Below are 9,769 nucleotides of genomic sequence, written 5' to 3'. Positions count from 1 at the left end.
GCGAGGTCTTCCTTCATGGATCGGTGGATCTGCCCGGAGGATCAGGCGGCCTGGCCGCCCGTCGTGGTGCTGCCGGCGACATCGCCCGGCAGGCTGGCGACGCCGCTCGAATAGGTGATGACGGCGTTGAGCGACGCGTCGTAGCGCTTGCCGGTCGCCGCCCCCGTCACCGTGGCCGCCCCGCCAAGGGAGACGATGCCGCCGGTTGTCGCCACGACGAAGGCGACCGAAAAGGCCGGCGACCCGGACATGGTGACGGTGGCCGAACTGACCTTGCTGAGGAGTCCGTTCAGGCTGACATTCGCAAAGCGTGGACACGATCCGCTGACCACGATCGCGCCGGAGAGCAGGAAATAGGACAGCGCGTCGACCAGCAGATGCGCGTAGGTGAAGCCGGCGCCGAAATGGCAGTTGGCGACGGTGGCGTAGCAGGCATAGCCGCGGAAGGCGCTGATCGCCGTCCCGCTCGCCTTGTGGAACCGGACGCTGTCGACGGTCCAGCCGTTGGCAAGGACCAGGAAGGCATAACTGCTCGTCGGGTTGAGAGTGACATTCGCGGGCGTCGCGGTGTTGCCGCGGATCGTCACCGTCCCCGAGCCGATCAGTTGCCCGAGCGTGATCACCCCTTCCGAATAGGTGCCGTCACGAACCTGGATGGTCACGCTGTAGATTGACAGGTCGAGCGCGGAGACGACCGCGACCGCCTTGGAAATCGAGGCGAAGGCGCCGCCCGAATTGTCGGTCAGCCCGTTATTCCCGTCGCTGCCATCGGTGCGGACGTAATAGGTCCGGTTGGCGGCCAGCACCTCGCGGGGCGCGAAGCCGAGCGCCGCCTGCTTGCCGGCCTCCACTTCGTCGATGGCGTCCTGGACCGTATCGGCGGTCAGGCCCGAGACCGCGTTATCGTAGAGGATCGCCGGCAGGCCGGTATCCTTGTCAATGCGGATCGACTCGACCCAGTCGGCGCCGTTTGGCGACACCTTGAAGACCAGGTCGGTATCGCCGGCCAGCCCGACCTCCGCCCGGCCCGAAAAGCCGCTCTGGAAGAGCAGCGACGCCGTATCGCCATCCGTCTCCTTGTTGACGACGAAGCGGATGTCGCCGGTGCCGCCGTCGGCCGCCTCGATGCCGGCGAACAGCACCGCGTTGGAGCCGACCGCGAGCCGGTTGGTGGCGTCGGCGACCGCGTTGATGCCGAGTTGTTCGATGACGCCGAGAAACTCGCCGACCGACTCCCAGCCGCTGCCGTCAAAGACGAGCACCGAACTGCTGCCGGCATCGAAGGCGAGCCAGCCGGCCAGCGGCGTGAAGAACGCCCAGGCCCCGTCAACATAGGCGGCGATGTCGCTTGCGTGCCCGGCCCATGCCCCGGTCGCCGCCGTCGCCACGATGTAGCGGTCCCCTTCGGCTGGCGATCCCGGGGGATCGGTGAGCGTCGCGTCGGCGACGGCCAGTTGCACCAGCGCGTCGAGGCTGCGCAGCGCCTCGTTATGGGTGACGTGCTTCTGCGCCTGGGCTGCCGCCAGATAGGGCAGGCCGAGAAGATTGGTGGCAAGTGGATCAGACATCGAAAACACCCTCGGTGGCGCGGCCCGGTCCCTCGGTCGGGCTCACCTGGCTGACGCGAATGTGGAGGCTCGCCGGTGGCGCGCCGAAGTCAGCCGCCTGTTCGGCGGCGCTGTAGGCGGCTTCCGGCGCACCGACCGCGATCGCCCGCACCGGCACGCCGGCGTCGAGAATCTCGACCCGGTAGGCCTCACTCGTCTCGCCGAGCGGAACCTCGACCTGCTCCCAGGCGTCGCCGCCGATCCGCGTCTGCCGGATCCAGCCGATGGCGACGTCGCCGGTCGCGGGATCGCGCTCCGCGTCGAGATGAACCGGCGGCAGGCAGGCCAGCCCCCGCCGGGCCGGCGTCAGCGTGATGTCGACGAAATCGTCCGGGTCATAGACCGCTCCCGCCGCCCCGCAGCGCGCGGTCAGGCCGAGCCCGGATTCGGCTTCGCCGAGATCCAGCGTCTCGATGGCCCCGTCGAGCAGCACGAAGCGCGCGCCGACCTCGTGACCCGCCGCCGCGACATCGCCGGTTCCCCCCTGCCCCCGTAGCAGCCCCTCCAGCCGCCACGTCGTCCCGTCAAGCATCGTCGCGGTCTCGAACTGCACGACCTCGAAGCCGGTTTCCGACGTGCCGATCGCCGCCGCGTTGCCGCCGTTGAGCACCGCCGCCTCGGGCAGCGCCGACAGGGCGCCACCGTAGAGCGTCACCTCGATCGTGTTCGCCCGGTCCCAGCGGCCGACAGGTCCGGCCGGCAGAGCCATGGTGAGTTCGCCCATCGCCGCCCGCCGCTCGATCGCCTGACGCGGGACGAACCCGGCCCCGGCGGTGCCGATGGCGATGGCGAGCGGCCCGGTCCAGGGCGTGGCGAATGCCGCCACCCGTGGCGCGTAGCCCGGCCCGTCGTCGCCGAGCAGCGGCAGGTCGAGAAACATCATCTCCGGCGCGGAGGCGACCATCGCTGTCGGCGGCAGGAGCACCCGCGGCCCGGCCGGCGGCGGCGACAGCAGCGCCGGTTCGATGCTGCGCGCCTCGATCCGCCGCACCAGCCCGTCCTCGATGCGGGTGACCAGCAGGGTCCGGGTGACGCCATCGGCGGTCAGGTCGCAGACATCGGCCGGTTCGAGCGACAGCGTCTTGCCGGTCAGTGACAGGCCGTAGGTCTCGCGCCCGGCCCACAGGTCCTGGAGCGCGGCTTCGGCAAGTCCGGTGGCGACGCCATGGCTCATCGCCACGCCGGTCGCCCGCGACTGGCTCCGGCCGCTGCCGGTGACAAGGCGACGGGCGCTTGCGGCGGTGGACCGGAAGTCGGCCAGCGGGTCGTCGAAGCCGACGCTGATCTCGGCCGGCAGTTCGGTCTCCTGCGCCCGCCGCACCGTCACCAGCGGCTGCCCGGAATCTTCCGCCAGGTCGCTCTCGCCGAACGCCGCCACCGCCTTGCGGGCGCGCCGGACGAAGCGGATGACGTCGGTCGATTCCAGCGCCTCGAACATCAGCAGCGACGCCAGCGGTTCGAGCGCCCCGCGCGCCGAGGTCAGGCCGTCGATCAGGTAGCCATCGACGATCCCGTCGAGTTCGCCGACGGCGACGTCGTCGATCCCGTAGTCGTCGAGGATCTTCGCCACCAGGTCGGCCGCCGGCGCCGAGCCGAGCCGTCCGGTCAGCCAGTGTCCCAGCGTCCAGTTCTCGCCGTCGGACCACACGTCGGTCAGGTAGGGAAACGCCGGGTAAGGCCGCGCGTCCCAGGTCCACAGGTGGGTCATCCCCTCCTTGACCATCCGGCCGCCATAGACCGACGAGACCGGATTGCTGTCGCCGGCATAGGCGGCGTGGGTCGGGTCGAAGAAGGACAGCGCCGCCTCGAGGAAGCGCCGCTGGACGAGATCGTCGCGCGCACCGGTCGAGTAACAGGGACTGGCGCTCGCCGACGACTTCGGGTCGAGAAAGACGTTCGGCTGGTTGGCGCCCTTGTCGACCGCCGGGCAGCCGAGCTCGGTGAACCAGAAGGGCTTGCTCTCCGGCACCCAGCCGGTCGGGCTTCCCGCCTCGACGCCGCCGGGCCGGTTGCGGTGCTGGTTGCGCCACCAGCTCTTCAGGTCCTTGTAGCGGAACACCCAGGGCTTGCCATAGGCGCCGTCGGTGATCGCTGTCCGGGTCTGCGCGTCGCGGTCGCCGGGGCTGGCATAGAACCAGTCGAAGCCCTCCCCGGCCGCGACATTGGCGCGGAAATAATCGGCGCTCCGGCCGTTCTCCCATATCGCCGCGTCGGCATGGTCGCTGCCGTCGCGCCAGTCGGCGAGCGGCATGTAGTTGTCGATGGCGACAGCATCGATGTCGTCGCTCGCCCACAGCGGATCGAGATGGAAGTGGACGTCGCCCGAACCGTCGGCCGGCTGGTGGCCGAAATACTCCGTCCAGTCGGCGCCGTAGGAGAGCTTGACCGACGGCCCGAGAACATCGCGGACATCGGCGGCGAGATCGACCAGCGCTTCGACGAAGGGATAGCTCGACGTTCCCGAGCGCAGCGTCGTCAGGCCGCGCAATTCGGAGCCGAGCAGGAAAGCGTCGACGCCGCCGGCCGCCTTGCAGAGCCAGGCGTTGTGCAGGATCAGCCGGCGGAAAGACCACTCGTCCGGGCCGGAATAGACCACCGTGTCGCCGTCAAGGGCGAAGTCGCCGGGACTGGCGGTGCCGACGAAAGCGTCGATCTGGTCGGCGGCGGTCGCCGTCTGGTCCGGCGTGCCGTCAACGCCCGGTGCCCGCGACCCGGTGATGACGCCGCGCCACGGATAGGCGCCCTGTTCGGCGCCGCCATAGGGGTCGGTCAGCCCGTTGCCTGCGGCGATGTCCATCATCACGAAGGGGATGAAGGTGATCTTCAGGCCGTTGTTGTCGAGGTTGCGGATCGCGGCGATCACCGAGGCGTCGCTCGGCGTTCCGCCATAGGCCGGCTTGCCCTGGTACTGGCTGACCAGCCGCGCCGTCGCCCGGGTCAGTCCGCCGGCCTTCCAGTCGACGGTCGTCTTGATGTCGCGATTGGTCACCGCCGGCTTGATCGTGCAGTGGTTGGCGCGCAGGTCGTTGCCGAACCACGCCACCACCAGCCCCACCCTTTCGAGGTTGGGGCAGAGCGACTTCAGCTCGCTGAGAGACGTGTCCCAGTCGGTATGGCGGCGATCTGTGTGGCGGGTCAGCGGCACCTTGTGGCCCGGCGACTTGATCTCCTTCACCGAGGTCGGCGAATAGCCGAACTCCGTCGCGCCGGGGATCATCGTCACCGCCCGCACGTCTTTCTCCAGTTGCCCGACGGCGCGGATCACCTCGAAGGAGAGCAGCGGAATGCGGTTGCCGTAATCCTCCAGCGGCAGCCGCTCGAAGACGATATAGGCGGTGCCGCGATAGGCCGGCGTCTCGCTGCCCCCCTGCTTCGCCTCGATCAGGCTGTCGCGATCCTGGTTCTCGCCGCCGTTGTGGATCCGGAAGTCGGCAGCGACCATGTTGAACGGCCGGCCGTCGGCCCAGACCCGGTTGATGCGATCGATCCGGCCTTCGCACAGAGCGACAGCGAAGTTGGCGTAGTAGCTGTAGGTCTTGACGGTGGTGCCGCCCGAGCTCCCTCCCTTGCCGCCGCCCTGCGTTTCCTTCGACACCTCCTCCTCGAAGCGCGTCGCCCAGATCACCTGGCCGGCGATCCGCACGCGCCCGTAGACGCGCGGGATCGGCGCGCCCTCGCGCGAGGTCTGGATGTCGAGGTCGCCCAGCCGGCCGCTCTCGACCGTCCGCCGCTCGCTGAACAGCGACTGGTCGATCGCATAACCGGCCGCGGCGCCTGCCGCGCGCCCCAGCGCCGCACCCACCGGCCCGAACAACCCGCCGACAGCGGCCCCGGCCGCGGAAAGAACAAGAGTGGCCATGGAAACCTGCCTTCGAAAAATCGGCTCGAAACTGGTGCTCGTGACCGCCTCGCGCGGTGGCCCCGCCGCCCGGCGATCAAGGCGAGTCATGCCGCTTGCGCCGCGACCAACGATGAGGATCCAACAGCCGACCTCGCGCCCTTCCCTCCCCGAACCGGGGAGGGGGGACCGCCGCGAAGCGGTGGTGGGTGGGGTTCAGGCGGTGGTCAGATCAACCCCGTCATTCCGGCGAAAGCCGGAATCCGTCACCGCCGCAGCCCCCGACACGACGCACGGACGACACGATCATCGATGGATCCCGGCTTTCGCCGGGATGACGGTACGGAGCGCGTCAGGAATCCACCCCCGGAAACGCGAAAGCGAACGCCGCCCGGCGCCGCCACCACGGCGTGAAGGACGCGGTCGCCACGGCAGCGCCCTGGTGGGCGTGGACCATGCGATCAGCGGATATCAGGATCGCAGCGTGCTTGGCCGGCAGGCTGGCGCGCCAGCGGAAGAGCACGACGTCCCCTTCCCGCGCCGCGTCGATCGCCACCGGCGTCAGGTGCCGGCCGGCAGCGGCCGCCAGCGTCTCGGTGCCCCGCGCCTCCGCCCAGTCGGGCGTGTAGGCGACCATCGGTTCCGGCTCCGCGCCGTGGAACGCCCGCCACACGCCGCGCACCAGCCCGAGGCAATCGCAGCCAACGCCCTTCAGCGACGCCTGGTGGCGATACGGCGTGCCGATCCAGGTCAACGTTTCGGCGACGATCGCGGCGCGGCTCACTTGACCACTGCCTTGCCATCGTTGTCGTCGCCCTGGCGGGCGTAGGAGAGCGTGAAGTCGTTGCCGGGCATATGCGGGAAGCCCCTGAAATTGATCGTGTTGTCGAACTTGGCGCGGCAGGTGGCGAAGCGCTTGTCGCAGCCGGCGCTGATCGTGAAGCCGTCGCCAATGGCGATGTCGCGGGCCATCGGCTGCCACAGCTCGATGGCAACCGCGCCACTGACTGCCCGCTGGCTGCGCACCTCGGCTGCCCGCCCGGCATTGTCGCCGCTCGTCCAGACCAGCCGGCCGCGATCAAACCAGCCCTCCGCGTATCCGCCGAGCCCGCTGACGGCGAAACGCCTGCGATCATTGACCGACGTTGCCGCGCCGCTGCCGGTATAGGTTCCGCTTCCCAGGCCGACACCGCAGCGCGCGTCGCCGAGATCGGCGTCGCAGGTCGGCCGGTAGGCCCGGCCCCGGGTCTCGTCGAGTTGCGCCGCCAGCCCCCGCACCTCGGCGGTGAAGGCGCCGTCGGCGCGCAAAACCTCGCCCAGGTGGCCGACCCGCAGCAACTGCCGTTCGGCCGGCGTCGTCCAGTTGACCAGGGTCACCCTGACCTCGGCATTGTCGTAGAGCCCGGCGGCGAGATCGGCTGCATCGAGCCGCTCGGACGACAACGCGCCCGAGACCTCCATGCCGCCGACCGCAAAGCCGGTCGTGCCGACATCCTCGCTGGCGTCGAAGCCGGAAACCGGCTCGTGGTCGACGCCATCGAAGGTCAGCGTCCGGTCGTGATCGGTGAAGCCGAGCACCACCCCGTCGCTCCGCGTCACTCGCCAGCAGCGGGCGAGCGTCGTCACCCCGCCGGCGATATGCGCGGCAAGCCCTTCGTCGATCTGTCTCATCTCAAACCCTCAACGCGCGACGATCGCGCGGCATCTCGCAAGAGCAGTCTCGCCGCGCTCCTCCCCCGCTTCGCAGGGGAGGACGAGATGCCGCCTCCCTAAAGCCGGATCTCGACCAGCGGAATGGTCGGGATGTCGCCGGCGGCGAAACTGCTCAGGTTGATGTCGAGCCGGTCGGTGTCGAAGCGCACCGGCACGTCGAAGGCGAAGCCGGCGGTGACCGCCGCGTCGACGGCCGGCACGGACCCCGGCGTGAACGTTACGATCCCGGTGGTCAGGTCGCAGCTCCAGTCGTCGCCCTCGTCCAACTCGGCCGAATCGACAGCGACCCGCACCGTGGCGGAAACCGGCTTGGCGATGGTCCGCCGATACGGCGCATGCAGCGCACCGTAGGTCTTCACCAGCTGAAACGTCGTCGTCGCCCCGTCGCCGACGCCGATCACCTGGTCGGTCGGCGTCACCGCACCGGATGGCGCGGCCGAGCTGAAATCGACCCGGTCGCGCCAGCGGAAACCGTAGAGCCGGCCGCGGCGCTCCTCGAAGAAGGCGACGACCGCGTGCAGATCGTCGATCGAGCGGATGCCATAGCCGGCGTTGTAGCGCCGGCGCGGATCCGCCCAGCGACTGCTGCGCTCCTCGTGACCGGAGCCGAGCGTCACCACCTCGGTCAGCCGCTCCGGCCCGCCGGCCGAGCCGAAGGCGATCTCGGTCGGGAAGCGCACGTCGTGAAAGGCGGTCAGCGCCGGCATGTCACAGCCCTCTCCGTCCGCGCCCGACCGCGCGGGCGAGCATCGCCGTCACCTGCGCCTCGGACCGCGTGAAGCTGCCCGCGTCCGGCGACGTGACGTGAAAATTGACGACCATCGGCTGCCCGCCGCCGCCGGCAACGCCCAGCCGCCCGTCGCTGCCGCGTGCCAGCGGCAACACGGCCTCGGCGCCCGCCTCGCCTGCAACCCCAAGGCTGCCGCGGATCGGGAACACGGTCGGCGCGCCAACGATCCCGCCGCGCGCAAACGGCTTGAGCGGACCGCCCCCGATGCCGGTAAACGCGCTGCCGATCGCATTGCCGATGACATTGGAGATCGGCTGCAGCGCCCGGTCGAGCGCAATGCCGGCCAGCTTCAGCGACAGGGCATTGAGCACGGTCTCGAACCGCCTGCCGCCGACAACCGCCGCCTTGAATGCGCCGGTGATCGCCGTCGAGAAGGTCGACGCCTGCCGGCTCAGCGCCACCAGCGCGTCGAGCGTCGGCTGCGTCCGGCTTTCAGCCTCATCGGCCAGGTCTTCGATGGATGTCGGCATCGGTTTCGCCTCGTTGTCTGGATCCGCAAGTCGCACTCCACCGGCCCGCGCCGTCACGCCGTGGATGCGCGCCGCGCCAATCGCGGACGATCGGCGTGACGATCAGGGCGGCGTGCGATCCGGGTATCGTCCCATCAATCGTTCGAGCATCGCCCGGTCGGGCGGCGCATCAGCGACGCCGAAAGCGCCTTCCACGGCAGCCGCCAGTTCGCGCGGCGTCATCCCCCAGAAGTCCCGGCTCGAAAGCCGCAGACGCCCGAACCCCACCGCCATCATCGCCGACCATGGAAAGGTGTCGCGCTCAGGTTTCAAATTTTCCTCCCCAAACAGCCTCGCGGCTCCCCCCCTCCACCCGCTCATCCCCGCGAAAGCGGGGACCCAGTCTTCTTCTGCCGGACAGCGCCGCCCGTATGAACGTCTGGATTCCCGCTTGCGCGGGAACGAGCGGTGAAGAGGACACCCGCTTACCGCGCAGCCTCGACGCGCTCCCACCCCTCCACCCGCTCGAAGCCATCCCACCACCCCGCCATGCTGAGGTCCCCGGTAAAGCCGGGCCTCGAAGCACGCACCAGGCACCCACCCGCAGTCACCCCGCCTCCCCGCCGCCAAATGTCGCCGTCAGCAACTCCGCGACGATCGCCACGAACCCCGCGGCCCCGTCCTCGGCCCGCATTCGCGCCACCGCCCCATCGTCGACATCGTTTCCCGCGCCGCGCAGCCCCGCGCCGATCACCTTGATCGCGTCGCCGGCCGCCAGTTCCCCCGCCTCGAAGCGGCGCGCCAGGGCCATCAGGTCGGAGGCGCCGAGCGCCGCCTCGAGCTCGGCCAGCGCACCGAGCGTCAGGCAGAGCGTCCAGGTCCGGCCGTCGAGGGTGGCGGCAACTTCGCCGCGCTGGCGGTTGACCATGGTCAGGCCGCCGTGAAGGCGATGGCGCCGGCCGATTCCAGCGCCAGCTCGTAGGCGAGTTCGCCGTCATGCGCGCCGGAATATTCGAGCGCCGTGATCTGGAACGGCCCCTCCAGCGTGCCGAAATCCGGCACGATGACCTGCCAGTCGCGGATCGTCCCGTCGAAGAAGACCTGGCGAACGGTCGCGTCGGTCGCCGCGTCCTTGAAGATGCCGGAGCCGCCGAGGCTCGCCCGCTTCACGCCAGCCCCCTCCAAGAGTTCGCGCCAGCGGCCGGCCGACTCGGCGTCGGTCACGTCGACGCTTTCGGCGTTGAAGGCGATCTGCCGCGACCGCAGGCCTGCGACGGTCGCAAAGCTCCCCGAGCCGGTCGTGTCGATCTTGAGAAGCAGATCCTTCCCCTTCTGGGCTGTCATGGCAGTGTCCTTTCCCAACCGATGGATG

The 9,769-nt window shown here is 69.8% G+C and carries 9 protein-coding genes; all 9 read right to left on the bottom strand.

Annotated features, from left to right (window positions below; translation table 11 throughout):
• Positions 1-41 precede the first annotated feature (41 nt).
• Positions 42-1,568 carry a DUF2793 domain-containing protein gene (locus BLT60_RS12050; protein ID WP_090876676.1) on the bottom strand — a complete coding sequence of 509 codons (1,527 nt, stop codon included), beginning with the start codon at positions 1,566-1,568 and terminating at the stop codon, positions 42-44.
• Positions 1,561-5,466, bottom strand: coding sequence for a baseplate multidomain protein megatron (locus BLT60_RS12045; protein ID WP_090876675.1), 3,906 nt, complete (start codon positions 5,464-5,466; stop codon positions 1,561-1,563). Before BLT60_RS12045 ends, BLT60_RS12050 begins: the two co-directional genes overlap by 8 nt.
• Positions 5,467-5,797: 331 nt before the next feature.
• Complete coding sequence (locus BLT60_RS12040) at positions 5,798-6,229, bottom strand: NlpC/P60 family protein (protein ID WP_090876674.1); 432 nt, start codon at positions 6,227-6,229, stop codon at positions 5,798-5,800.
• Positions 6,226-7,116 carry a DUF2163 domain-containing protein gene (locus BLT60_RS12035; protein ID WP_090876673.1) on the bottom strand — a complete coding sequence of 297 codons (891 nt, stop codon included), beginning with the start codon at positions 7,114-7,116 and terminating at the stop codon, positions 6,226-6,228. The genes BLT60_RS12040 and BLT60_RS12035 overlap by 4 nt, the downstream gene beginning before the upstream one ends.
• Positions 7,117-7,214: 98 nt before the next feature.
• Positions 7,215-7,865, bottom strand: coding sequence for a DUF2460 domain-containing protein (locus BLT60_RS12030; protein WP_090876672.1), 651 nt, complete (start codon positions 7,863-7,865; stop codon positions 7,215-7,217).
• A 1-nt stretch (position 7,866) separates the two neighbouring features.
• Entirely contained in the window at positions 7,867-8,397 is a 531-nt protein-coding gene (locus tag BLT60_RS12025; RefSeq protein ID WP_425285003.1) for a phage tail tape measure protein, read from the bottom strand.
• Between the two features lie 123 nt (positions 8,398-8,520).
• Positions 8,521-8,730 (bottom strand): rcc01693 family protein, encoded by a 210-nt coding sequence (locus tag BLT60_RS12020; protein ID WP_280138926.1) that lies wholly within the window; start codon positions 8,728-8,730, stop codon positions 8,521-8,523.
• 274 nt (positions 8,731-9,004) lie between these two features.
• Complete coding sequence (locus tag BLT60_RS12015) at positions 9,005-9,325, bottom strand: gene transfer agent family protein (RefSeq protein WP_090876670.1); 321 nt, start codon at positions 9,323-9,325, stop codon at positions 9,005-9,007.
• Between the two features lie 2 nt (positions 9,326-9,327).
• A complete protein-coding gene (locus tag BLT60_RS12010; protein WP_090876669.1) occupies positions 9,328-9,741 on the bottom strand; it encodes a phage major tail protein, TP901-1 family in 414 nt (137 codons plus the stop codon).
• Positions 9,742-9,769: the final 28 nt, after the last annotated feature.

Origin of the sequence: Bauldia litoralis (genome assembly GCF_900104485.1) — a bacterium.
GTDB lineage: Bacteria > Pseudomonadota > Alphaproteobacteria > Rhizobiales > Kaistiaceae > Bauldia > Bauldia litoralis.
Note: the sequence above shows the minus strand (reverse complement) of the source record. Positions and strands in the feature narration are given on the sequence as shown.

Coding starts and splice junctions, on each gene's coding strand:
- BLT60_RS12050 (WP_090876676.1), bottom strand. CDS start 1,568: ATGTCTGATCCACTTGCCACCAATCTTCTCGGCCTGCCCTATCTGGCG.
- BLT60_RS12045 (WP_090876675.1), bottom strand. CDS start 5,466: ATGGCCACTCTTGTTCTTTCCGCGGCCGGGGCCGCTGTCGGCGGGTTG.
- BLT60_RS12035 (WP_090876673.1), bottom strand. CDS start 7,116: ATGAGACAGATCGACGAAGGGCTTGCCGCGCATATCGCCGGCGGGGTG.
- BLT60_RS12030 (WP_090876672.1), bottom strand. CDS start 7,865: ATGCCGGCGCTGACCGCCTTTCACGACGTGCGCTTCCCGACCGAGATC.
- BLT60_RS12015 (WP_090876670.1), bottom strand. CDS start 9,325: ATGGTCAACCGCCAGCGCGGCGAAGTTGCCGCCACCCTCGACGGCCGG.
- BLT60_RS12010 (WP_090876669.1), bottom strand. CDS start 9,741: ATGACAGCCCAGAAGGGGAAGGATCTGCTTCTCAAGATCGACACGACC.